This is a genomic window from Bacillus sp. K2I17 (assembly GCF_002209985.1).
Lineage (GTDB): Bacteria > Bacillota > Bacilli > Bacillales > Bacillaceae_G > Bacillus_A > Bacillus_A wiedmannii.
This window is the reverse complement of the sequence record NZ_NJGF01000021.1, coordinates 1-25,073: the sequence shown is the minus strand read 5'-3', so window position 1 is coordinate 25,073 and position 25,073 is coordinate 1. Positions and strand designations below refer to the sequence as shown.

The 25,073-nt window shown below is 35.1% G+C and carries 26 protein-coding genes and 1 pseudogene; 22 read left to right on the top strand and 5 right to left on the bottom strand.

The window, feature by feature from the left end; genetic code table 11:
* The first annotated feature begins 259 nt into the window (after positions 1 to 259).
* The 10 genes from CER22_RS21050 to CER22_RS21005 all read left to right on the top strand — a co-directional run bounded on the left by CER22_RS21050 (position 260) and on the right by CER22_RS21005 (position 9,613).
* A complete protein-coding gene (locus tag CER22_RS21050) occupies positions 260 to 1,225 on the top strand; it encodes an iron-hydroxamate ABC transporter substrate-binding protein (protein ID WP_060487502.1) in 966 nt (321 codons plus the stop codon).
* 27 nt (positions 1,226 to 1,252) lie between these two features.
* Positions 1,253 to 2,260 carry a FecCD family ABC transporter permease gene (locus tag CER22_RS21045; protein ID WP_088122939.1) on the top strand — a complete coding sequence of 336 codons (1,008 nt, stop codon included), beginning with the start codon at positions 1,253 to 1,255 and terminating at the stop codon, positions 2,258 to 2,260.
* Entirely contained in the window at positions 2,253 to 3,275 is a 1,023-nt protein-coding gene (locus CER22_RS21040; RefSeq protein WP_088609494.1) for a FecCD family ABC transporter permease, read from the top strand. Before CER22_RS21045 ends, CER22_RS21040 begins: the two co-directional genes overlap by 8 nt.
* Before the next feature lie 14 nt (positions 3,276 to 3,289).
* Positions 3,290 to 4,111, top strand: coding sequence for an ABC transporter ATP-binding protein (locus tag CER22_RS21035; protein WP_046956533.1), 822 nt, complete (start codon positions 3,290 to 3,292; stop codon positions 4,109 to 4,111).
* A 17-nt stretch (positions 4,112 to 4,128) separates the two neighbouring features.
* A complete protein-coding gene (locus tag CER22_RS21030) occupies positions 4,129 to 4,947 on the top strand; it encodes an alpha/beta hydrolase (protein ID WP_088064248.1) in 819 nt (272 codons plus the stop codon).
* A gap of 276 nt (positions 4,948 to 5,223) precedes the next feature.
* A complete protein-coding gene (locus tag CER22_RS21025) occupies positions 5,224 to 5,451 on the top strand; it encodes a hypothetical protein (protein ID WP_000849106.1) in 228 nt (75 codons plus the stop codon).
* A 293-nt stretch (positions 5,452 to 5,744) separates the two neighbouring features.
* Positions 5,745 to 6,047, top strand: a complete 303-nt coding sequence (locus CER22_RS21020; protein ID WP_000349636.1) for a metal-sensing transcriptional repressor — start codon at positions 5,745 to 5,747, stop codon at positions 6,045 to 6,047.
* A gap of 202 nt (positions 6,048 to 6,249) precedes the next feature.
* Positions 6,250 to 6,456 carry a copper chaperone CopZ gene (gene copZ / locus CER22_RS21015; protein WP_002014669.1) on the top strand — a complete coding sequence of 69 codons (207 nt, stop codon included), beginning with the start codon at positions 6,250 to 6,252 and terminating at the stop codon, positions 6,454 to 6,456.
* A 95-nt stretch (positions 6,457 to 6,551) separates the two neighbouring features.
* Positions 6,552 to 8,972: a heavy metal translocating P-type ATPase gene (locus CER22_RS21010; protein ID WP_088122937.1), complete on the top strand. Its 2,421-nt coding sequence runs from the start codon at positions 6,552 to 6,554 to the stop codon at positions 8,970 to 8,972.
* A gap of 161 nt (positions 8,973 to 9,133) precedes the next feature.
* Positions 9,134 to 9,613, top strand: a complete 480-nt coding sequence (locus CER22_RS21005; RefSeq protein WP_088609493.1) for a GNAT family N-acetyltransferase — start codon at positions 9,134 to 9,136, stop codon at positions 9,611 to 9,613.
* A 20-nt stretch (positions 9,614 to 9,633) separates the two neighbouring features.
* Here the strand turns inward: CER22_RS21005 and CER22_RS21000 are convergent, their stop codons facing one another.
* On the bottom strand, positions 9,634 to 9,906 hold the full coding sequence (locus tag CER22_RS21000) for an HU family DNA-binding protein (RefSeq protein WP_001043904.1): 273 nt from the start codon (positions 9,904 to 9,906) through the stop codon (positions 9,634 to 9,636).
* Between the two features lie 141 nt (positions 9,907 to 10,047).
* Complete coding sequence (locus tag CER22_RS20995) at positions 10,048 to 10,863, bottom strand: formate/nitrite transporter family protein (protein ID WP_087984993.1); 816 nt, start codon at positions 10,861 to 10,863, stop codon at positions 10,048 to 10,050.
* Positions 10,864 to 11,059: 196 nt separating this feature from the next.
* Between CER22_RS20995 and CER22_RS20990 the strand changes: the two genes are divergently transcribed.
* Both CER22_RS20990 and CER22_RS34215 read left to right on the top strand, forming a co-directional pair.
* Complete coding sequence (locus tag CER22_RS20990; RefSeq protein WP_088064245.1) at positions 11,060 to 11,953, top strand: metallophosphoesterase; 894 nt, start codon at positions 11,060 to 11,062, stop codon at positions 11,951 to 11,953.
* A gap of 168 nt (positions 11,954 to 12,121) precedes the next feature.
* A pseudogene (locus CER22_RS34215) lies at positions 12,122 to 12,201 on the top strand (N-acyl-L-amino acid amidohydrolase); the annotation flags it as partial.
* Positions 12,202 to 12,253: 52 nt separating this feature from the next.
* Here CER22_RS34215 and CER22_RS20985 read toward each other — a convergent pair.
* Positions 12,254 to 13,336, bottom strand: a complete 1,083-nt coding sequence (locus tag CER22_RS20985; protein WP_088064244.1) for a chitinase — start codon at positions 13,334 to 13,336, stop codon at positions 12,254 to 12,256.
* Between the two features lie 421 nt (positions 13,337 to 13,757).
* Here CER22_RS20985 and gabP point away from each other — a divergent pair, with 421 nt between their 5' ends.
* From gabP to entD, 8 genes are all read left to right on the top strand, one after another.
* Complete coding sequence (gabP, locus tag CER22_RS20980) at positions 13,758 to 15,152, top strand: GABA permease (RefSeq protein WP_000360103.1); 1,395 nt, start codon at positions 13,758 to 13,760, stop codon at positions 15,150 to 15,152.
* A 133-nt stretch (positions 15,153 to 15,285) separates the two neighbouring features.
* Positions 15,286 to 15,624 (top strand): hypothetical protein, encoded by a 339-nt coding sequence (locus tag CER22_RS20975; RefSeq protein ID WP_113732328.1) that lies wholly within the window; start codon positions 15,286 to 15,288, stop codon positions 15,622 to 15,624.
* A 317-nt stretch (positions 15,625 to 15,941) separates the two neighbouring features.
* A complete protein-coding gene (locus CER22_RS20965) occupies positions 15,942 to 16,484 on the top strand; it encodes a DUF420 domain-containing protein (protein ID WP_000228316.1) in 543 nt (180 codons plus the stop codon).
* A 117-nt stretch (positions 16,485 to 16,601) separates the two neighbouring features.
* Positions 16,602 to 17,765, top strand: a complete 1,164-nt coding sequence (locus tag CER22_RS20960; protein ID WP_046956536.1) for an iron-containing alcohol dehydrogenase — start codon at positions 16,602 to 16,604, stop codon at positions 17,763 to 17,765.
* A 188-nt stretch (positions 17,766 to 17,953) separates the two neighbouring features.
* Positions 17,954 to 18,706, top strand: a complete 753-nt coding sequence (locus CER22_RS20955) for a DeoR/GlpR family DNA-binding transcription regulator (RefSeq protein ID WP_088064242.1) — start codon at positions 17,954 to 17,956, stop codon at positions 18,704 to 18,706.
* Entirely contained in the window at positions 18,703 to 19,614 is a 912-nt protein-coding gene (pfkB, locus tag CER22_RS20950; protein ID WP_060487493.1) for a 1-phosphofructokinase, read from the top strand. The genes CER22_RS20955 and pfkB overlap by 4 nt, the downstream gene beginning before the upstream one ends.
* Positions 19,615 to 19,627: 13 nt before the next feature.
* Entirely contained in the window at positions 19,628 to 21,487 is a 1,860-nt protein-coding gene (locus tag CER22_RS20945) for a PTS fructose transporter subunit IIABC (RefSeq protein ID WP_088609492.1), read from the top strand.
* 346 nt (positions 21,488 to 21,833) lie between these two features.
* Positions 21,834 to 22,766, top strand: a complete 933-nt coding sequence (gene entD, locus CER22_RS20935; RefSeq protein ID WP_088064240.1) for a cell wall-binding protein EntD — start codon at positions 21,834 to 21,836, stop codon at positions 22,764 to 22,766.
* A 62-nt stretch (positions 22,767 to 22,828) separates the two neighbouring features.
* Here entD and CER22_RS20930 read toward each other — a convergent pair whose 3' ends face one another.
* Positions 22,829 to 23,074, bottom strand: a complete 246-nt coding sequence (locus tag CER22_RS20930) for a hypothetical protein (RefSeq protein ID WP_000814419.1) — start codon at positions 23,072 to 23,074, stop codon at positions 22,829 to 22,831.
* Positions 23,075 to 23,255: 181 nt separating this feature from the next.
* On the opposite strand from CER22_RS20930, the gene miaA reads away from it, so the two are divergent.
* Together miaA and hfq are read left to right on the top strand one after the other, a co-directional pair.
* Entirely contained in the window at positions 23,256 to 24,209 is a 954-nt protein-coding gene (gene miaA, locus CER22_RS20925) for a tRNA (adenosine(37)-N6)-dimethylallyltransferase MiaA (protein ID WP_088064239.1), read from the top strand.
* 21 nt (positions 24,210 to 24,230) lie between these two features.
* Positions 24,231 to 24,455 carry an RNA chaperone Hfq gene (gene hfq, locus CER22_RS20920; protein WP_000813896.1) on the top strand — a complete coding sequence of 75 codons (225 nt, stop codon included), beginning with the start codon at positions 24,231 to 24,233 and terminating at the stop codon, positions 24,453 to 24,455.
* 80 nt (positions 24,456 to 24,535) lie between these two features.
* On the opposite strand, the gene CER22_RS20915 is transcribed toward hfq, so the two are convergent.
* Positions 24,536 to 25,073 (bottom strand): Gly-Xaa-Xaa repeat protein (locus CER22_RS20915; RefSeq protein ID WP_142293522.1); only part of this gene is annotated, 538 nt, incomplete at its 5' end.

Genomic DNA, 25,073 nt, shown 5'->3' with positions numbered 1-25,073 from the left:
TTTTATTCAGTTTGTTAAAATTTTTCAAATCTTTCTTGAAATAATTGCATATTAAATATATACTTAGTAACGATAATCATTATCAATGAAAAGTGTTATCAATAGATGAGGTGTAAAAGAATTATAGTTTAGGGGAAGTGAACGAGAATGAGTTCTGGATAGAATTATTAATCTAATGAAATATATATGTGAGACAAGTTTCATATAGTTAAATTTTATTGAGAATATAGTTTGAGAATTCGAGAGGAGTTATATAAAGATGAACAAGAAGTTATTTACTTTAGGGATGGTTACAGTTTTAAGTGTAGGACTAGCAGCATGCAATAGTACGGATAAAACTTCAGGAGAACAAAAGCAACAGACAAAAGCTACGGAAACGAAAAAAGACGAAAAAAGAAAAATTACATATTTAGGTAAAGAATATACAGTACCAGCAAAAGTAGATAAAATTGCGACAGCTAGTTTAGAGTCAATGGAAGATGCAGCGGTACTTGGTATTAAGCCAGTAGGTGCCATTACTGTTGGTGGTAAATTACCGAAGTATCTTGAGAAAGATTTAGAGGGTGCGAAATCTGTTGGCGAGAAAATGCAACCAAATTTTGAAACATTACTACAATTAAAGCCAGACGTTATTACATCAAGTACGAAATTCCCAGCAGAAACAGCTGAAAAGTTTACGAAAGTAGCTCCTACATTCCCGGTATCACACGTTTCAACAAATTGGGAAGATAACTTAAAGTTAATGGGAGAATTAACTGGTAAAAAAGATAAAGCAGAAAAAATTATTAAAGATTACAATTCAGACGCTGAAAAGGCAAAAGCAAAACTAGGAGATAAGTTAAAAGACAAAAAAGTACTTGTCATTAGACTAAGAGCAAACGAATTATTCCTATATCCAGAAGGAGTATACTTCAACCCTGTCATTTATAAAGATCTTGGATTAACTGCTCCAGAACAATTGAAAACTGTAAAAGCACAAGAGAAAATTTCATTTGAAAAACTTGCTGAACTTAATCCGGATTATATTTTCTTACAATATGAGACAACTGAAAATAAAAATCCGAAAGTGCTAGAAGAAATTGAAAGTAATCCAATTTGGCAAAGTATGAATGCTGCGAAGGAAAAGAAAGTATTTGTAAACGTTGTAGACCCAATGGCACAAGGTGGTACTGCTTGGAGTAAAACAGCATTCTTAAAAGAAGCAGTGAAAAATTTATCTAAATAATACAATAAGTAAGGTGCGTTGAATGATATGCAGAAAACAAATGCAGTACCAGTGACTATATTATGTATAGCACCCATACTCATCTTATTTACAGTTATATTTTCTATTTTGTATGGGGCGAAGAGTATTGATGCTGAAATAGTGTGGAACGCATTATTTCATTTTGATTCAAGCGATGTAAATCATAATATTATTATTACTTCACGTTTACCAAGGGTAGTTGCAGCTCTTTTAGTTGGAGCATTTCTAGCCATATCAGGAGCACTTATGCAGGGGATGACAAGAAACTATCTTGCATCCCCTTCTATTATGGGTGTGACGGATGGGGCAGCCTTTGTTATTACACTTTGTATGATTTTTCTTCCGGGAATGTCATCAATTGGTATGGTTTTATGTTCAATGATTGGTTCTGCACTAGGAGCCGGTATCGTGTTTGGTTTTGGCTCGCTCCTTCAAAATGGCTTATCACCAGTTAGGTTAGCGATTATCGGAACAGTTATTGGAACATTTTTAAGTAGTGTATCGGCCGCGATGGCATCATATTTCCAAATCTCTCAAAATGTTAGTTTTTGGTTTAATGCAAAGTTAGACCAAGTGGATCCTAATATCATTAAAATCACGATACCGTTTGGGATAATCGGAATAATTTTAGCGTTGTTAATATCAAAATCTATTACCATTCTTTCTTTAGGAGAAGAAGTTTCTATTAATCTAGGGCAGCGTACAAAACTAGTTAAAGCGATGGCAATTTTATCAGTTATCTTTTTAACAGGAACAGCAGTTGCTTTAGTAGGAAAAGTTGGTTTTGTAGGTTTAATTATTCCGCACATTACTCGCTTTATAATTGGGGTAGATTATAAGTGGATTTTGCCATGTGCAGGCGTTATTGGTGGAGTTTTCTTAGCGTTATGTGATGTTTTAAGTAGATTTGTAAACTATCCATTTGAAACACCTATTGGGGTCGTTACCTCCTTAATTGGAATTCCTTTCTTCCTTTATTTAATTCGTACAAGAGGAGGAGAGAGACATGCTTAAAAGTTCAAGTCAACGTTTTGGAATGACGATGGGGATTATTATATTTTTAATACTATGTGCTATTTATATTAGTTTAACGAATGGTACGTTTGATATTACAATTACAGATGTATTTAAAACACTCTTTAGAATAGATCCAGTACCAGACCATGATTTAGTTATTTTTGAGTTTCGTCTTCCTCGTATCGTAATTGCTGGGCTAGTAGGATTAGGCCTAGGCGTTGCAGGTGCTGTTATTCAAGGGATTACGAGAAATGGATTGGCAGACCCAGGTATTTTAGGAGTGAATGCTGGGGCCGGCACAGCAATCGTTATTTTTATGTTTTTCTTTCAAGGGCAATTAAAGAGCACAGACTGGATGTCTATTATGATGATGCCAATGTTTGGTTTAGTCGGCGGATTAGGTGCAGCTATCATCATTTATCTGTTTTCATGGAAAAACGGTAAGCTAGACTCCCAACGTCTTTTATTAACAGGGATTGCGATTGGGTCAGGATTTGGAGCATTTTCTATGTACTTATCACTCAAAATGAAGTCAACTGATTTCGAGATGGCTGCAGTTTGGGTGTCAGGAAGTATATATAGTGCAAACTGGAAGTATATTATTGCTATGTTGCCGTGGCTTATCATATTAATTCCGCTTATACAAAAGAAAGCTTATTTATTAGATTTATTTCAATTGGAAGAAACGAGTATTACAAGTTTAGGTGTTTCAGTAGAAAGAGAGAAATCTATTTTACTATTAAGTAGTATCGGACTTGTAAGTGCATGTGTTGCAGTTTCAGGAAGTATTGGTTTCATTGGATTAATGGCACCGCATATAGCAAAAAGGCTTGTCGGTATTCAGCATAAGCATATCATTCCTACGTGCGGAGTAATCGGAATGTTCCTTGTAATAGCTTCAGACTTTATTGCAAAAACAGTTTTCACCCCTGTAGAGTTACCTGTTGGAATCGTTATTTCTATTGTCGGTGTACCGTATTTCTTATATTTACTTTATAAGGCGAAAGCGTAAGAGGAGGAATAAAAGTGAGTATTTTAAGTGCAAAAAATTTAGAAACGAGTTATGAAAAGCTTACAGTGTTTCGCGATTTAAATGTGGAAATACAAGAAGGAAAAGTAACGACAATTATAGGGCCAAACGGGTGCGGGAAATCAACACTGTTAAAAACAATGGGAAGAATTTTAAAGCAAAAGAGCGGTAAAGTATATTTGCAAGGACAGGATTTAAATACGATTCCAACAAAAGAAATTGCGAAGCAGTTAGCTTTACTCCCGCAAACTCCAATTGCACCAGGAGAACTTAAAGTGGAAGAATTAATTTCCTATGGACGCTATCCACATCGAAATAATGTAAATAAGTTAACTTCAAAAGATAAAGAGATGATTGATTGGGCATTAGATATAACGAAAACTTCTGAATTTCGAACGAGACAAATTGCAAATTTATCAGGCGGTCAAAGACAAAAGGTATGGCTAGCGATGGCTTTAGCACAAGAGACAGAAGTGTTACTACTAGATGAACCAACTACATATCTCGATATGTCTCATCAATTAGATGTATTACAAATTGTGGAGAAGTTAAATAAAGAACATAATTGTACGGTTGTTATGGTACTACATGATATTAACCATGCAGCAAGGTTTTCAGATGAAATTATTGCGATGAAGGAAGGGGAAATCGTTACAACTGGTAGCCCAGAAGAAATCATTACAAATGAAGTGTTAAAAGAAGTATTTCATATTGATGCGCGTGTCATGATTGATCCGTATAATGGGTCTCCTGTTTGTTTTGGATACGATAGCGTTGCACTTCAAGAAGAGAAAGTAGAGATATATGTAACGAGTTAAGAAGGGGGGAATATAAGATGAATACTACTATTGAAAAACAGCAGATTATTACATCTAATACAGAACAGTGGAAACTGTATTCAAAATTAGACTGTAAGGAATATCAAATTCATATTTCAAAGCCGAGGCGGCCAGCACCAGAGTCAGGATATCCTGTTATATACGTATTAGATGGCAATGCCTTTTTTCAAACATTCCATGAAGCGGTTAAAATACAATCAGTTAGAGCGGAAAAAACAGGTGTTTCACCAGCCATTATAATAGGTATTGGTTATCCAATTGAAGAGGCATTTTCAGGAGAAGAAAGATGTTATGATTTTACGCCAAGTGTAATTTCAAAAGATGCGCCTTTAAAACCAGATGGCAAACCGTGGCCTAAAACAGGAGGAGCACATAACTTCTTTACTTTTATGGAAGAAGAACTGAAACCTCAAATTGAAAATAATTATAAGATTGATAAAGGAAAGCAAACATTATTTGGGCATTCGTTAGGTGGCTTATTTGCTTTACATATATTATTTACAAACGTAAATGCCTTTCAAAATTATTTTATTAGTAGTCCATCAATCTGGTGGAATAACCAATCTGTGCTTGAAAAAGAAGCGAATCTTATAAATGAATTAAACAGTGCCAAGTTTCAAACGGGAGTGTTCCTTACAGTTGGGTCACTAGAACGAGAGCATATGGTTGTAGGGGCAAATGAATTATCAGAGCGTCTTCTCCAAGTCAAACACGATCAGTTTCGATTTACGTTTTATGAAGCTGAAGGGGAGAATCACGCATCTGTTGTGCCGACTTCTTTAAGTAAAGGGTTAAGGTTTATTAGTTACGTATAAATTGAAATGAATATCTAATAAAATGCAAACAAAAGGCTATGGTAAATTTTCCATAGCCTTTTGTTTGTGCAAGTAGAATTGTCTTTTTTGAACGTTTTGTTTCAACTTTTCGTCTAAAGAGACAAAAAGTTGTCACAATTCGGTCACAATTAGCATAAACATAAAATAGACGAAATGAACTTATTTCCAAAAAGGCTTGATTCATTCCATTCATGATTAGAAGAGCTGAAACAGCATGGATTAAAAGTTCACTATATTCTCAAGGAGGTAGATCGTATGAAAACTATTCTTGCTATCGCTGGGCTTATTTGGGTTTTATCACATGGCATTCCAATTTATGAAGGAGAACAAATTCGCAGTGCTCTGAATAAAAATTTTAATGAATATCACGTTATTGATCGGCAAGATAATGTCGTGACAGTTCGTGTAAATGATTGTTTTCATACGGTAACCGTTGAAGGAACTTCAGTAGTGAATGATACAAAAGTATGTGATCAGCAATAATTATATATAGGAAGAAAAAAGTCTCAATTTACACGTGTGAAAATTGAGACTTTTATATTTGTGGATGAATAATAAGCGGGGATGGATAATCCCTGCTTATTATTGTTTTTTGAAAAAAAGGCAAGGGTATCATAATAATTGAGTCTGAGAAGCTAATAAGTTGTTAAGAATAAGCATAGAGCGGAAATATACTCATATGGGGTATCATACGTAGATAATTAATGCTATAATTGGTATACTCGTAAAAGCAATTGTTTTATTGGATGAAGAGAAACTTTAAGAAGGTGATAATTATGGATCATAAAGAGCATGAAGCGGTAACACATAGATCAGAAAAAGAAAAAGAGCAGATTATAAATAGATTAAAGAGAATTGAAGGACAGGTCCGCGGTATTCAAAATATGATTGAAAATGATCGTTATTGCGTGGATATTTTAGTGCAAATTTCAGCGATTAATGCAGCGATGAAAAAAGTAGGAATGGGTGTATTAAAAAACCATACAAGTCATTGTGTTTCAGGTGCTATTAAAGATGGCAATGGTGACGAAGCAATTGAAGAATTAATGACTGTATTTGAACGTTTTTCAAAAGCGTAAAAACAAGCTAGTATGTAACTGGCTTGTTTTTTGTTTACCTTCATATAAGATTTCGGGGTATTGATGTGAAAAAGTGTATGTAAAATAAACTTTTAGAAAATAATTGAAAAATCATGATACAAAACCATTGATTACCTTAGGGGGGTATGGTAAGATGTAATTGTGATTAACAAACAATGAAGAAACAAGAGGAGGATTTTAAATGGAACAGTTAACATTAAAAGTTGAAGGTATGTCTTGTGGACATTGTGTAAATTCTATTGAAAGCAGTGTGAAAGAACTAAACGGTGTTGAACAAGTGAAGGTTCAATTAGCAGAAGGAACTGTTGAAGTTACTATCGACTCGTCTGCTGTAACACTAAAAGATATCGTTGCTGTAATTGAAGATCAAGGATACGATGTTCAATAATTATTTTTAGATATGGAAATAAATCGTACTTTATAGGAAGTACGATTTATTTTGTTAATAATTATACCTTATGAGGGTATATAGAGGTGAGAGACATGAATGAACAGAAAGAGGCTAATCTTCAAATATCAGGAATGACATGTGCGGCATGTGCGAATAGAATTGAAAAAGGTCTGAAAAAAGTAGAAGGTGTTCATGATGCAAATGTAAATTTTGCACTTGAAAAAACAAAAATAATGTATGATCCCCAAAAAACAAATCCGCAACAGTTTAAGGAAAAAGTTGAATCGTTAGGATATGGAATTGTAAGTGATAAAGCTGAGTTTACTGTTTCAGGGATGACATGCGCAGCATGTGCGAATAGAGTAGAAAAGCGTTTAAATAAGTTAGAAGGTGTGAACGGAGCGACAGTAAATTTCGCTTTGGAATCAGCTACAGTAGATTTTAACCCTGATGAAATTAATGTAAATGAAATGAAGAGTGCAATTACGAAATTAGGATATAAATTGGAAGTGAAATCAGATGAGCAAGATGGATCAACTGATCATCGCTTACAAGAAATTGAGCGACAAAAGAAGAAATTTATCATTTCATTTATTTTATCATTCCCGTTACTGTGGGCAATGGTAAGTCATTTCTCATTTACATCGTTTATTTATTTACCTGATATGCTTATGAACCCTTGGGTGCAGCTAGCTCTTGCAACTCCAGTTCAGTTTATCATTGGTGGGCAGTTTTATGTTGGAGCTTATAAAGCGTTACGAAATAAAAGTGCCAATATGGATGTTCTCGTGGCACTTGGAACGTCGGCAGCGTATTTTTACAGTGTGTATTTAAGTATTAGGTCGATTGGTTCTTCGGAACATATGACAGACTTGTATTTTGAAACGAGTGCAGTACTTATTACATTAATTATTTTAGGTAAATTATTTGAAGCAAAGGCAAAGGGACGCTCGTCAGAAGCAATTAAAAAATTAATGGGATTACAGGCGAAAACCGCTACTGTTCTACGAGACGGAACAGAAATGAAAATTTTAATCGAAGAAGTAGTAGCTGGTGATATCGTTTATGTAAAACCTGGTGAAAAAATCCCGGTAGATGGAGAAATTGTAGAAGGAAAGTCAGCAATAGATGAATCGATGTTAACAGGTGAGAGTATTCCAGTTGATAAAACAATTGGGGATGTAGTAATCGGTTCTACAATGAATAAAAATGGATTTTTAAAAGTGAAAGCAACTAAGGTAGGAAGAGATACTGCATTAGCTCAAATTATTAAAGTAGTAGAAGAGGCGCAAGGGTCAAAAGCTCCTATTCAAAGAGTAGCTGATCAAATTTCAGGTATTTTCGTACCCGTTGTAGTTGTGATTGCTATTATCACATTTGCAGTGTGGATGCTATTTGTTACACCTGGTGATTTTGGCGGAGCACTTGAGAAAATGATAGCCGTACTTGTTATCGCTTGTCCATGTGCATTAGGTCTTGCGACACCTACATCTATTATGGCTGGATCAGGAAGATCAGCTGAGTATGGTATTTTATTTAAAGGTGGAGAGCATTTAGAAGCAACGCACCGATTAGATACAGTTATTCTAGATAAAACAGGTACTGTGACAAACGGAAAGCCTGTTTTAACAGATGTAATTGTAGTAGATGGATTCCATGAAGAAGAAATACTACGTTTAGTCGCTGCGGCAGAAAAAAATTCTGAACATCCACTTGCAGAAGCGATTGTAGAAGGAATTAAAGAAAAGAAAATTGATATCCCAAGTTCAGAAACGTTTGAAGCGATTCCAGGATTCGGTATCGAATCAGTTGTAGAAGGGAAACAATTATTAATTGGTACACGTCGATTAATGAAGAAATTCGATATTGATATTGAAGAAGTTGCTAAATCGATGGAAGAGCTAGAACGAGAAGGAAAAACAGCAATGCTTATTGCGATCAATAAAGAATATGCTGGTATAGTGGCCGTTGCAGATACTGTAAAAGATACTTCAAAAGCAGCTATCGCAAGACTTAAGAAAATGGGTCTAGACGTTGTTATGATTACAGGAGATAACACACAAACTGCTCAGGCAATCGCTAAGCAAGTTGGTATTGATCACGTAATTGCAGAAGTATTACCAGAAGGAAAAGCAGAAGAAGTGAAAAAACTCCAAGCACAAGGTAAGAAAGTAGCAATGGTTGGAGATGGAATAAATGATGCTCCTGCTCTTGCTACGGCGGATATCGGTATGGCAATTGGAACAGGAACGGATGTAGCGATGGAAGCGGCAGATATTACGTTAATCCGTGGGGATTTAAATAGTATTGCTGATGCAATCTTTATGAGTAAGATGACGATAAGAAATATTAAGCAAAATTTATTCTGGGCACTAGCTTATAACGGATTAGGAATCCCGATTGCGGCGTTCGGTTTCTTAGCACCTTGGGTTGCAGGAGCGGCTATGGCATTTAGTTCTGTATCCGTTGTATTAAATGCATTACGACTGCAAAGAGTGAAATTAAAAAAATAAAAATCTAGAGAGTAATTGCATATGCTTTTAAACGAAAAACAATACTTTGAAATAAGTATTGTTTTTTGTTTATATAGAAAGAAAAAAGATATAATAAAGCAGAAATATTGAATACTAGATGGTAGAAAAGTTAAATGATAGTTTAGTAAGGAGGTTCATATATGTTAAAAGATATGATCATTAGAACATTCCATAAAGAGGATTTAGAACAAGTATTACAGTTGTTCTATGAAACAGTTCATACAATTAATGCAAAAGATTATAATGTATTACAGCTACAGGCATGGGCACCAGAGCGACTAGATAGAGAAAATTGGTTAAATTCTTTAGAGAAGAATATTAGTTATGTAGCGGATCATAACAGTGTGATAGTGGGATTTGGCGATTATAATGATGATCATTACGTAGATCGTTTATTTACACATAAAGATTATCAAGGGAAAAGGATAGCTTCATACATACTACAGAAGTTAGAAAAAGAAGCAGTAAACTTGGGGCATGGGGATATATATACAGAAGCGAGTATTACAGCAAAACCTTTCTTTGAAAGTAAAGGTTTTATTTGCATAAAGGAACAAAAGAAACAGCATAATGGTCAGATTTTTACTAATTATGTAATGAAAAAAATAGCCCTCTCGTAAACGAGAAGGCTATTTTTTCATTATTTTACAGCTTCTTTAAGTTCTTTACCAGCTTTGAAAGCAGGTACTTTAGAAGCTGCGATTTGCATTTCTTCACCAGTTTGTGGGTTACGGCCTGTACGAGCAGCTCTTTCGCGTACTTCGAATGTACCGAATCCGATAAGTTGTACTTTTTCACCAGCAGCTAAAGTGTTAGTGATTGATTCTACTACAGTTTGTACAACTACAGTAGCTTCTTTTTGAGAAATCTCAGCATTTTGTGCTACGTTTTTAATTAATTCTGTTTTGTTCATGTTTTTCACCTCATATGTAAATAATGCTATTTAAGTTGTTATTATAACGTATAAAACATTCGAGAACAAGTGTACGCACATATATTCGTAAAAAAAATGAAATTTGTAATATTTTTTAGAGCCACTGTATAGACTTTCAATTTAAGCGGATACAGATTTTTTCTTTAATGCAGTTTGCTCTTTATTGGAAGGGAGTTCCTTATTATAGGATATGAAATAAGGTAATGCTACAAATAACATACCTCCTACTAAGTTTCCGAAGAAAACAAAAATGAAGTTTGGAAAATATTCAATCCAAGTTAAATGACCGGCAAAAATTGCAGCTGGGATGACAAACATATTGGCTACAACGTGTTGAAATCCAATCGCAACAAAAGTCATAACTGGGAACCAAATACCGATAATCTTCCCGATAAATTCTTTACTTCCCATACTGAGCCAAACAGCTAAACAAACGAGCCAATTACATCCGATTGCAGAAATGAAGGCTTGTAGTGGTGTATCTTGTAGTTTAGCTTGCGCAATAGAAACTGTTTTCGCTAAAAAAGCTCCCTCTGTTAATCCGACGATATGACCGAAAAAATAAGCAACGAATACAGCACCTATGAAGTTGCTAAACGTAACAATAACTAAATTTCGAATGAAGTGAAATAATTCGATTTTTTTGTGAAGCCACGCCATTGAAACGGTCATCATATTGCCAGTTACTAACTCACCGCCTGCAAGAATAACGAGTATAAGACCGATAGGGAATACAGCGGCACCTAGAAAACTAGTAAATGATCCCCAAGACTTTGGCATTGTTCCAATAACATGAATATCGAGTAAATACCCTAATGCTATGAAAGCACCACCAAAAAAACCGAGAATTAGCATAGGGAGTAATGATAAATGAGCTTTTTTTCTTCCGGAATTCGCAGCAAGTTCCGTAATTTCTTCTGGTGTAAATACAGACATGAATAATCTCTCCTTAATAAAATGATAGAATGAATAGAAGGAACATTTTTAAGAATCTATGTATTATAAAAATATGTTATGACTTCTGTATAAATTTGTCAAAGTGAATGAGGATAGAATTGGATATAGCTAACATTGTTCATGTTGTCACATTAATGTAACAATAAGGCTTTAAAGTACTTCTAGAGGTGAGAACATGAATACGAATCATGTAAAAAAAGAACAAAAAAAATCAATCGTCAAGATATGTATAATCAGTTTCATAAGTATAGTAATGATTTCAATAAGTTTGTATTTCTATGCGACAGAAATAGAACGAAAACTAGTAACAGTTACGTGGAATGAAATAGAAGCTTCTACAATTCCTAAAGAGTTTAATAACAAAAAGATATTACAATTCTCAGATGTGCATTTAGGGCCAGAATTTACATTGAAACAACTAGAAAATTTGGTAGAGAAGATGAATACGTTACATCCAGATATAGTAGTTTTTACAGGGGATTTAATAGATAAGTTTGGATCGTATAAGGCAGAAAGAGAAGAAGCGCAAAGCATTTTGCAGAAAATACATGCGCCCTTAGGGAAATATGCAGTGTTTGGGAATCATGATAGGGGCGGGGGAGGTAGTTTATTTTATAAAAAGTATATGGAGGAAGCTGGTTTCTCTGTGTTAGTAAATGAAGTGCATAAAATTAATGCGGAAAATGGCAAATATATTACAATATCAGGTTTGGATGATTTTTTATTAGGGAAGCCGCAAATAGACGCGACTTTAAAACAAGTAAGGCAACAAGATTTTAATATGCTCTTAGTACATGAGCCGGATGTTGTAGACAAAGTAGCTCGTTACCCAGTTGATTTTCAAATGTCAGGACATAGTCACGGAGGACAAGTTCAAATTCCTTTTATAGGTCCATTAATTACTACAAAATTAGCTGAGAGTCATGTTGAAGGTATGTATGAATTAGAAGGGAAGAATAAGCCGTTACATTTATACGTAAATCGTGGTATTGGGACAACCCGAATGCCTGTTAGATTTTGGAGTGTACCTGAACTTTCAGTATTTGTGTTAAAGCAAAATAGCAACTAGACTATTTTAGAGTAGTAACAGGACTTTCAGAGAAAGTTCTCTTTTTTTATTGGATAAATACAGAATGTTATGTGATTTTTATTTAAAGTGTTAAAAAGGAAAGGGGAATTTCTATGGTAGAAACATGGCATAAAGAATTGGAAAGTTTATATAACGAAATGGTTTCGTGGCAAATTACTTTTAAGTATTGTAAATAGTTATGTAGAGATGGAAAAGAATCTTTTCATCATGTAGAAGTGAAAAAGTAATTTACATAAATAAAAAACAACAATAGGTTATGTAACCTATTGTTGTTTTTTATTATTTTTCCAAGGGAATAGCATCAAAATATGTTCTATAGTTATTAGAGAATTCAAAGTTGTTTTTTGCATCCCAATTAATAGACCAAGACATTAGGCCGCGGAATGCAGGGTAGCCACTCTGATTTGAAAGTTTATACTTTCCTCCGAAAGGAATTCCTTTAATGATATAATCTAAAGCTTTTTTCATTTCAGTTGGAGAAATATATCCGCCACTTGGAGCGGCCGCTGGTGCTGCAGGAAGTCCAATCATGACTTGATCCGAACGAAGAGCTGGGAAAATGTTAGTTGCATTACCACCTACAGGAAAACCATGTAAGAGCATATCTGCCATAGCGACTTCGTAGTCTGCAGTGCCTTGATTGTAGTTATTACCGTCCATTCCAATCCCGCTACCAGCGTTGTAGTGTTGAACGTGAATGTATGTTAGTTTGTCTTTTACTCCGTAAATAATCGGTAAATAAGCACCCCAGATGCTTCCGTATGCGCTATAACCACCTTGAACATAAGCTGTTTCAGGAGCCATGCTTAATAGAAAATCTGGACCGTAATGATCTGAGATTGTTCGAATAGCTGAGATAAGATTTACGATTTGAGGAGTAGTTGGGTTTTTAAAATTAGTGTCATTTCCGTTTAAGTAAATACCTGATTCAAGGTCAATATCTATTCCATCAAAACCGTATTTATCAATCAGAGATTGTAGGGAATTAATAAAACGTTGCTTAGCCGCATTGTCAGGAAGTAAAACGACCCCATTTTGTCCACCTATTGAAAGAACTATTTTCTTACCTTTACTTTTTAAATAAGAAATATCTGATTTAAACTCTGCATCTGTACCATACACAGGAGAAAATTCAACAGTGGAACGATCACCACCAGTTTCACCGAAAGATACATTGATTACATCCCATTTTGGTGAAACGTCCCTTAATTTAATAATACCAGTACCGTTATCGAAGTTATGCCAGTATCCAACGAGTAATTTTGATCCTAAATTGTTTGCAGCTTGTGCTTGGAAGGGAGCTAGCGGTAGCAGTAAGAAAATTACTAAAGTACAACAAATAAATTTGAACTTGTTTAACATATCAACACTCCTATACAAAAAGTTGTCTAGATGTATAATCTTGTTTATTTCATGATATCTGAAAATTTGAACTTTTGTAAGGTGACTATAATTTTCTCAACAATTGTGTATGGAAAATTATTAAACCTAATGTAATAATTTTTGGAGGAGGTCGAATTACGATTGTTAAATTCAGAATATTTTGATATATTTTAAAGTATAGGACAAGATTTTTCGCATAATACTCTTACATAAAGTGAAACTTTAATCAGTGGGGCTTTGTTCATCCCCCGCTGATTATCAGCCCTCACCAATCGGGCTTTTACGGGCAGTAGATTCCCACCTAACTTCTTTGCTTCCGCTGAATTTTGAGGTGGGGGTCTTACTGCCCGTTAATGCGGGGGAAATTTCAAAATTAAGTTTGGAAGGGGATGTACAAGAGTTGGATAAAAATCTTAAGAAAGACCTCAAAATACGCCACATTACAATGATTTCCATTGGTGGCGTAATAGGAGCTGGTTTGTTTGTTGGAAGCGGTGCGGTTGTGCATTCAGCAGGGCCAGGTTCTATCGTTTCATATGCATTAGCAGGACTTCTAGTCATTTTCGTTATGAGAATGCTAGGGGAAATGGCAGCTATTAACCCGACAAGTGGTTCATTTGCAACATATGCAAGAGAAGCAATTGGTCCATGGGCGGGTTATACAATTGGGTGGCTATATTGGTTTTTCTGGGTAATTGTTATTGCGATAGAAGCTACAGCAGGTGCTGGTATTATTCAATATTGGATTCCAGAAATCCCGCTCTGGTTATTAAGCTTAATATTAACGATTTTATTAACATTGACGAATGTTTTTTCGGTGAAATCATTTGGAGAGTTTGAATATTGGTTTTCATTTATTAAAGTAATAAGTATCGTTTTGTTCCTTTGTCTTGGACTCGCTGTTATTTTAGGATTTGTACCAGGAACGGAAGCACCTGGCACTTCGAATTTAGTAGGGCAAGGAGGATTTATGCCAAATGGTATAAGTTCGGTGCTACTTGGAATTACCGTCGTTATATTTTCATTTATGGGATCAGAGATTGTCGCAGTAGCCGCTGGAGAGTCTGCCGAACCTGTAAAAGCAGTAAAAACAGCAACAAATAGTGTAATTTGGCGTATTCTCGTATTTTTCATTGGATCGATTGCTGTAGTTGTTACACTCCTTCCGTGGAATTCAGCGAACATACTAAAAAGCCCGTTTGTGGCGGTGCTGGAACATATAGGGATACCAGCGGCAGCACAAATTATGAACTTTATCGTTTTAACAGCTGTACTTTCTTGTTTAAATTCGGGTTTATATACGAACTCAAGAATGCTTTTTTCAATGGCAGAAAGAGGAGACGCGCCAAAGGCATTTTTGAAATTGAATAGTAGTGGTGTTCCAGTTCGGGCGGTTTTATTTGGAACTTTCTTTGCTTACATTGGAGTTGTTTTTAGTTACATATCTCCAGATAAAGTATTTTTATTTTTAGTGAATGCATCTGGCGGGATTGCGTTACTCGTTTATCTCGTTATAGCAGTTTCACATTTCAAGATACGTAAAAAAATGGGGAAAGCGGAACAACAAAATTTGAAAGTCAAAATGTGGCTTTTTCCATATGTAACATATGTTACAATTACTGCGATTATAGCAGTTTTAGTTGCCATGCTCGCAATTGAATCTTTACGTTCACAAGCGCTTTTAACAATGCTTGTTACTGTTCTTATAATAATTTCTTATTTTATTTTTAATAGAAATAAAAATAGTACATTGTTGAATCCTAAAAGCAAGAATGAGGAATCTGTTCGATTCTAATTTCTTGTTTTAGAAGAGAGTTACACCCAATCATTGCTATAAAAGAATCATATATAATCATAGAAACAAGTAATTACTATTGTCATAGTGAATATAAACTTTTTTCTTGACTTTTTATATGAAGGCGAGCAAAATGGTAAAAAAGGAAGGGGGGATGACGATGGAAGAGTACGTACTAGAGCTGTATAACTTGTTATATACGACAGAATGGCAAGATATTGTTTCATTTTTAGGAATAATGTTTTGTATGAAAATTGTAATTGTATATATGGAAGAGCAAGGTATGTTCTATTCCTTCTCATCTCCGTTCGATGTGCAGCGCGAGCCGTTGCCAAACTATGCCAAGGTAAATTACGAACAATTTCCTTTTGTGATTTTCTTTATGATTCGATTTATAACAGCAATTGTAAAGAAAAAGGAAAGTGACGATGAAGAGTGCCATTCAACTTGTAATATAGCGACTGCTTTTTAAGCTAAATACAAGGAGGAGATTTATATGTGGTTTCGATTTCTTATGATTGGTTTCTTTTCATTAACAGCAATTTCTTTAATGGGATATCAAGTGTCTGAAATTTATCAAGCATATAGCAATACATTTTTTAACAAAAACTAATTACATTGCTATTTAAATAATAAAGCGATAAAATCCTTCTTAAGAAGTTTTATTAAGAAGGATTTTTTTCTTTGCGCTGTCTTACTGTGTCAAACTATTGTCACATTTACACTGTGAATAATATGTTAAAATAGTGAGGTTACGTATACATATTTGAAGGAAGAGGAGTGACCATTTTGGTGGATCAATCAACTAATCAGAAAAGCTATGCTCCTATTGTGATAACGCTTTCTGTAATTGTAAATGCGATTATTTTATTTTTGTTCTTTGGACCTGTTGGCTATGAAGGAGAAGTACATTTTGATGTAACAATTTTACCAATGTTAAATGCAATTTTTAATAGCTTTACGTTCGTATTCTTATTAGCAGCTTTATACTCTATTATTAAGAAGAATGTGAAAATGCACCGTGGTTTCATCTTAGCAGCATTTACAACGACGTTGCTATTTTGTGTTTCTTATTTATCGTATCATTACTTGGCGCCAGCAACACATTTTGGCGGAGAAGGATTCATTAAATATGTGTATTTCATCATTTTAATTACACATATTATCCTGGCAGCAATTATTGTACCACTTGCATTGTTTGCACTTGTATTTGGTTTTACAAATCAATTAACACGTCATCGTAAAATTGTACGTTGGACGATGCCAATTTGGTTATATGTAAGTTTATCTGGTGTTATTGTTTACTTAATGATCTCACCTTATTATCAATAAAAAATCTCAGCCTTTAGGCTGGGATTTTTTTTGTTAGGCAAATATTTTTGTGAAATGAAAAAAATATGGTATACAAAAGTATAGTTGCTTTTCATATAGAAGGGATGGTAAAGGGATATGCAAAATTTTGTATTTCGTAATCCAACGAAACTTATTTTCGGTAAAGGTCAATTGGAACAGTTAAAAACTGAAATTCCACAGTTCGGTAAAAAAGTTCTTCTCGTATACGGGGGAGGCAGCATTAAAAGAAACGGTATTTATGATAATGTAATTTCTATTTTAAAAGATATAAATGCGGAAATATTTGAATTGACAGGTGTTGAACCGAATCCTCGTGTATCAACTGTAAAGAAAGGGATTCAAATTTGTAAAGATAATGGTGTCGAATTCATATTAGCGGTTGGCGGAGGAAGTGTAATCGACTGTACGAAAGCAATTGCTGCTGGTAGCAAATATGATGGAGATGTATGGGATATTGTAACGAAAAAAGCATTTGCTAGTGAGGCGTTACCATTTGGTACGGTACTTACGCTTGCGGCAACAGGATCTGAAATGAATGCTGGTTCTGTAATTACAAACTGGGAAACGAATGAAAAATATGGCTGGGGTAGCCCAGTTACTTTCCCGCAGTTTTCGATTTTAGATCCAGTTCATACTGCGTCTGTGCCGAGGGATCAAACAATTTACGGTATGGTAGATATTATGTCACATGTATTAGAGCAATATTTCCATCATGGAACAAATACAGAATTACAAGATCGTTATTGTGAATCTGTTTTAAAAACAGTAATTGAAACTGCTCCTAAGCTTTTAAGTGATTTAGAAAATTATGAGCATAGAGAAACCATTTTATATTGCGGTACTATGGCGTTAAACGGTATTTTAGCGATGGGAGTAAAAGGAGATTGGGCGACTCATAATATTGAACATGCAGTTTCTGCAGTTCATGATATACCACACGGGGGTGGCCTTGCGATTTTATTCCCGAACTGGATGAAGCGTGTTGTAGATGAAAATGTAAGTCGTTTTAAACAGTTCGCTATTCGCGTATTCGATGTAGAAACAGATGAAAAGACTGATCGAGAAATTGCGTTAGAAGGAATTGAGGCGTTACGTCAATTTTGGACTTCAATTGAGGCACCAGTAACGTTAGCGGATTACGGTATTGGGGAAAATGAAATTGATTTAATGGCTGATAAAGCGATGGCTTATGGTGAATTTGGTAACTTTAAAAAATTAAATAAAGACGATGTTTTAAGTATATATAAAGCTTCTTTATAAGTGAATCGAAAAAAGAAACCCATTTGATATAACAATCAAATGGGTTTCTTTTTTGTTGTTTATAACTGTTTATAACTGTTTATAACTGTTTATAACTGTTTGTGACTGTTTCTGGTTATTTGTGAATGTTTATGGTTGATTTTTGTGATCGTTTTCATTATACTGTAATCAAAGAAGAGGTGAATAAAATGTTAACTCCTGAACGTCATCAAATGATATTGCAACTTGTAAAAGAGCAGAAGGTTGTTAAATTACAGCAATTAGTGGAAAGAACAGAAAGCTCTGAATCAACAATTCGTCGTGATTTAGCGCAATTGGAAAAGCAAAGGTTATTAAAAAGAGTTCATGGTGGTGCTGCTGTTTTAACAGGAAAAGGACAAGAGCCAACGATGGTTGAAAAATCATCCAAAAACATTCAAATAAAACAACAAATTGCTAACTATGCGGCTAGCATTGTTGAACAAGGTGATTGCATTTATTTAGATGCAGGAAGTACAACATTTGAAATGATTCCATTTTTAATAAATAAAGATGTTACTGTCGTTACGAATGGACTTATGCATATTGAAGCTTTAGTTGAAAATAATATTCGTGCGTATTTACTAGGCGGAATGATGAAAAGTAGGACGAAAGCTTTAATTGGTGCTATGGCACAGGAAAGCATGCAGAAGTACCGTTTTGATAAATGTTTCTTAGGAGCGAATGGTGTGCATGAACAGCTTGGTTTTACAACTCCAGATCCAGAAGAGGCACTTTTAAAACAAATGGCATTAACATTAGCAAACGAAGGATATTTCTTAATTGATGAAAGTAAGTTTTCAGAAGTTGCGTTTGCGAAAATTGCCAATGTTGAAGAAGCAAATATTATTACAAACTATTTAGAAATTGATTTAGAAAAATATAAAAGACAAACCAATGTAATTGAGGCTGATAAACAATGATCTATACAGTTACTTTAAACCCATCTATTGATTATGTAGTACAAGTTAATTCCTTCGATTTAGGAGCAGTAAATCGAGCAGAGAAAGATATGAAATTTCCTGGAGGGAAAGGCATTAACGTTTCTCGTGTTCTTCATCGTTTAGGTGTTGAAAATGTAGCGCTTGGATTTACTGGTGGATTTACCGGTCGATTTATTAAAGATGTATTACAGGCGGAAGGTGTAACAACAAACTTCGTCCAAGTAGACGGTGATTCCCGAATTAATGTGAAAATAAAAGGGCAAGAAGAGACAGAATTAAATGGGCAAGGTCCTAATGTGACAAATGAACAATTTGAACAATTAATGAAACAAATTGAAAGTATGAGGCAGGGAGATTGTGTTGTACTAGCTGGAAGTGTACCGGCGTCTATCTCAACTACTTTTTATGAATCAATCGCAGCGCTCGGAGCTGAGAAAGGTATTCGCGTAGTAGTTGATGCAAGTGGAAGTGCGCTGCAGCATGTAATTAAAAATAAACCATTTTTACTAAAGCCTAATCATCATGAACTTGGTGAGTTATTCGGAGTAGAGATTTCAACAGTAGAAGATGTTTTACCGTTTGGAAGAAAATTAGTTGAACAAGGTGTAGAGCACGTTATCGTATCAATGGCTGGAGATGGGGCTTTATTATTTACGGCAGAAGGTATATATGAAGCAACTGTTCCAAAAGGTGTTGTAATTAATTCGGTCGGGGCCGGAGATTCTCTCGTTGCAGGATTTGTAGGTAAATATGAACAGACAAAAGATATTGAAAAGGCATTTCAATATGGCGTTGCAACAGGGAGTGCAACAGCATTTTCAGCTGATTTATGTGAAAAAGAAAAAGTAGAAGAATTATTGTCGCAAGTAATTGTAACTAAGCGATAGGGGGAAGTAACATATGAAAATTACAGAACTATTAAAAAGGGATACAGTTATTATGAACTTGACAGCTTCAAATAAAGAAGCTGTCATAGATGAATTAGTTGAGAAATTAGACGGAGCAAATCGTTTAAATAGTAAAGCTGAATTTAAAGAAGCTATTTTAAAGCGAGAGTCACAAAGTACGACTGGTATAGGGGAAGGGATTGCAATACCTCATGCGAAAACAAAAGCTGTTAAGCAACCAGCGATTTGTTTTGGTAGAAGTGTAAGCGGTATCAACTATGAATCGCTTGATGGGCAGCCTGCACATTTATTCTTTATGATTGCTGCGAGCGAAGGGGCGAATAATACTCATTTAGAAACGTTATCGCGCCTATCTACATTATTAATGGATGAAGGATTTCGTAAGCAATTGTTAGAAGCGAAGGATGAAGAGGAACTTCTTCGTTTATTTGATGAAAAAGAGAATGAAAAAGAAGAAGAAGACATTGAAGTTGCAAAACCAGAAGGAAATGAACCATACGTACTAGCAGTTACGGCTTGCCCAACTGGAATCGCTCACACCTATATGGCAGCGGATAGCTTGAAAGCAAAAGCAGCAGAGCTAGGAATAGCGATTAAAGTTGAAACGAATGGATCAACAGGTATAAAAAACGCTTTAACGAAAGAGGACATTGAACGAGCAACAGCTATTATCGTTGCCGCAGATAAACAAGTAGAAATGAACCGTTTTGCTGGGAAGCATGTTATTCAAGTGCCAGTCGCTGATGGGATTAGAAAAACGGAAACACTTCTTAATCGAGCTGTAAAACAAGACGCGCCAATCTTTAATGGAATAAAGGAAGATGGGAAGACAGAAAGTACAGAGAAAGAAAAAGGTTTAGGAATTTATAAGCACTTAATGAACGGTGTAAGTAATATGCTTCCATTCGTTGTGGGTGGAGGAATTTTAATTGCACTAGCATTTTGGATTGGTGGTATAAAAGCAGAAGGACCATTGGCTGAATTGTTAATGTCTATTGGTGGAGGCAAAACAGGTGCGTTTTTATTCCTCGTACCAATTTTAGCTGGATTTATTGCGAGTTCTATTGCTGATCGTCCAGGATTTATGCCTGGTGTTGTCGGTGGATTTTTAGCAGCACATGCGAATGCTGGATTTTTAGGGGGATTAATTGCTGGTTTCTTAGCTGGGTATGTTGTTTTAGGATTGAAAAGATTATTTTCAGGATTACCAGCACAGTTAGAAGGAATTAAACCTGTATTGTTATATCCGGTCTTTGGATTGTTGATTACAGGAGTTGTTATGCAAAAAGTAGTAATTCCGCCTGTAGTAGCATTGAATGAAATGTTAACAGGATGGTTAAATGGTTTGAACGGTACAAATGCTATATTACTAGGTCTTATATTAGGTGGTATGATGGCAATTGATATGGGTGGTCCAATTAATAAAGCTGCATTTACATTTGGTATTGCTGCAATAGAAGCGCAGAACTTTGGCGTACACTCTGCTGTTATGGCCGGTGGTATGGTACCACCATTAGCGATTGCATTCGCAACTACTTTCTTTAAATCAAAATTTACTGAAGCAGAGCGTAAATCTGGTTTAACAAATTATATTATGGGAGCATCGTTTATTACAGAAGGTGCGATTCCATTTGCAGCTGCAGATCCGATTCGAGTAATAGTAAGTTGTGTTGTTGGTTCAAGTATTGCGGGTGCATTATCTATGTTATTCCAAATTACATTACCAGCACCGCATGGTGGATTGTTTGTTATCGCATTAGTAAATAAACCGGTGCTATATATTTTCTCGATATTCATAGGGACAGTTATTTCAGCTCTTATGATGGGGATTGGGAAAAAGAAAGTTAAATAACACATGAAAAAGGAGTAGCTTTTATTAGCTGCTCTTTTTTATTACAAAAAAGGAGTTAATAATTGGAGAATGATGAATTTTGGTAAAAGATGTAATGAAATATGGTTTTTTTGTAACAAAAAAGTAATACTGTAATTTTTTTTGGAAAAAAATTCTGGGCTAGTATGTGGAAAATATATGAAAACTATTGGGGATTCTATTAGAAATGGAATTCATTAATATGGAAATTTATGTTACAACTCATTAATCGTGTATTACGAATGGTTTGTAATTGTGTGATTTCTAAAAATCCTAAAAATCTGTTGCTATAATGAAAATACGAAAACAAAGCAAATGGAGGCTATTCATGAAAAAATTATTAGGTATAGCAACGGCGGCAGTTTTTGGTCTTGGGATTTTTGCAGGTTCTGCGAAAGCAGAAACGATTGTAACAACAGACGTATTAAATGTTAGAGAAAACCCAACTGTAGAGTCAAAGCTTGTAGGTAAAATGTTAAGTGGAAATAAATTAGATGTTATAAATACAGAAAACGGATGGGCAAAAATTAAATTAAATGGTAAAGAAGCGTTTGTAAGTGCTGAATTTACAAAAAGTACATATTATGTAACGCCGGGCGTGTTAAATGTTCGTGCTGGAGCGAATACTGACTCTGAAATTCTTGGTAAACTGAATAAAGATGATGTAATTGAAACGACAAATCAAGTTCAAAATGAATGGTTACAATTTGACTATAATGGAAAAACGGGATATGTTCACATGCCATTTTTAACAGGGACGGCACCTGTAATTGAAAAGAAAGAAGTTGTAACGCAAGAAGAGGCGCCAGTAAGAGTAAATACGCCAGTTAAAAATAATAAAGTAGTTAAGAGCAAAGAGTCTGTTAAAAATGTAGAATCAAGTAAACCTGTAGCAAAACAGCAGTCAACTACGAAACAAGTTACGAAATCTACTGAAACAAGTGCACCTGCTGGTGGACGTGAAATAACAGTAGAAGCGACAGCGTATACAGCGCATCCAAGTGAGAATGGTACGTATGGTGGTCGTGTATTAACTGCAATGGGGCATGATTTAACAGCAAATCCGAATATGAAAGTAATTGCTGTTGATCCTAAAGTAATTCCGCTTGGATCAAAAGTATGGGTAGAAGGATATGGAGAAGCGATTGCTGGAGATACTGGCGGTGCGATTAAAGGGAATCGTATTGATGTATTAGTCGGTTCAGATGGTAGTGCCGATAGCTGGGGGCGCAAATCTGTAAAAGTAAAAGTTATAGAGTAGTGTATATGTATTAATATAAAAGGCGGTTGCTTGAACGTGTGTAAGCAACCGCCTTTTATGGATCATTGAAAAGGATAAATAGTTTTACCTGTAATAATTTTATATGCACTGCAAAATTGATTTTGTATATACTCTGTATTTTTATTTTCTGGATGTAATGTTGTTTCTTGGAGAGTAGAATGAAAAGAACGTAGCAAACAATTTAAGGCGAAATATAATTCTTCTTGTGAACAATTTTGTTCTTTTGTAGCAGTAGCTAAAATAAGATCTTTTGTTAAAGATGAAAAATTGATGGTGGATTGTTTCATAGTCAACTCATCCTCTCGAAGGTATTTTTAATCATGTATATGCGGAATTGGACAAACTATGTTCTTTTTTATTTATAATTTCATGTACCGAAATGAAAGAACTTGCAATCATGCCGTTAAAATTGGTAAGATTGGATATAATCAATAGATGGAGTACATTACATAAAGAGAGTTGAATGATATGGGAGAAGTGCAACGTGAAAAAGTTGCTGTCATCATTGGACCAACTGCTGTTGGAAAGACGAAGTTAAGTATTGATCTTGCCAAAGCGCTGAATGGTGAAATTATAAGTGGAGATTCCATGCAGATTTATCGTACGATGGATATTGGAACTGCAAAGGTGACAAAAGAAGAGATGGATGGAATTCCGCATTATATGGTCGATATAAAAAATCCGGAAGACTCATTTTCTGTTGCCGAATTTCAAGAACGTGTTCGTAAGCATATTCGAGAGATTACAGAGCGTGGTAAATTGCCAATTATCGTTGGTGGAACTGGTCTGTATATACAATCTGTTTTATTCGATTATCAGTTTACGGATGATGCTGGCGATACTATATACCGAGAACAAATGGAAAAGTTAGCATTAGAACGTGGTGTGGAATATGTACATAAGAAATTACAAGAAGTAGACCCAGAAAGTGCTGAGCGTATTCATGCAAATAATGTACGTCGTGTCATTAGAGCGTTAGAAATTTTCCACACGACGGGTGAAAAAATGAGTGATCAACTTGAAAAACAAGAAAACGAGTTATTATACGATGTTTCCTTGATTGGCTTGACAATGGATCGAGAAATGCTATACGATCGCATTAACTTACGAGTTGATATAATGATGGACCAAGGGTTATTAGAAGAAGTAGAAGGATTGTATAATAGAGGGATACGAGATTGTCAATCTATTCAAGCGATTGGGTATAAAGAGATATATGATTATTTTGAGGATCGTGTCTCTTTAGAAGAAGCGGTATCACAATTAAAGACGAATTCACGTCGTTATGCAAAGCGTCAATTAACGTGGTTCCGTAATAAGATGGATGTCACGTGGTTTGATGTTACAGGCGGTGAAAAAACGTCAGAAATTTTACGATACATAGAAGGAAAGTTACAACTAAAGTCGAATAATAGTAAGTAGAGAAAAAGAGGAGGATTCGACATGAAGCAATCAATCAATATTCAAGATCAGTTTTTAAATCAACTCCGTAAAGAAAATACGTTTGTTACGCTGTACTTATTAAATGGTTTCCAGCTTCGTGGATTAATTAAAGGATTTGATAATTTTACAGTCCTACTGGAAACAGAAGGTAAGCAACAGCTTATTTATAAACATGCAATTTCTACATTTGTACCACAAAAAAATGTTTCAATTGAATTAGAGTAGTAATGAATTATTGTACATAACAAAAAAAGAGCGAATTTCTCGCTCTTTTTTTATTTGCCATAAACGATACATAGTGAAATTTAAGCGATTCTAAATACAGTAAGGCGAATGTTAGTGTTTCCTGTTTCAGGAATTGTAATTTCGCTAAGGGTAGGTTTGACGGAAATGTTTGCGCCGGCAGCTAATGTTTCGATCGTAGTGAATGAAAGTGAGTCGCCTATTAGATTTGAAGAGAAGTTGTCAGTTGCGACTGCTCCATTTATTGAAATTCCTACTCCAAGTGGGGCGCATCCTGGTGCAGTTGTAGAGATGGATACGCTAATGACATAAATACCAGCGTTGATAACAGTAACTGTATCTGTGCCATTGAAGATAATGTTGTTTACGTTGATTGCAGTATTAAAAATGAAGTTGTTAAATTGGAGTACTGTTTGTTGAATGTTGTTTGTAACAACAATTGTTGCTACAGGGAAGCTAGGTCCAGTAGGCCCGGTTGGTCCAGTAGGTCCACCAGAAGGTCCAGTAGGTCCAGTAGCTCCTATACCAGTGGCGCCAGTAGCACCTGTTGGTCCTTGAACGCCTTGAGGTCCCGTGGCACCGGTAGCGCCCGTGTTACCT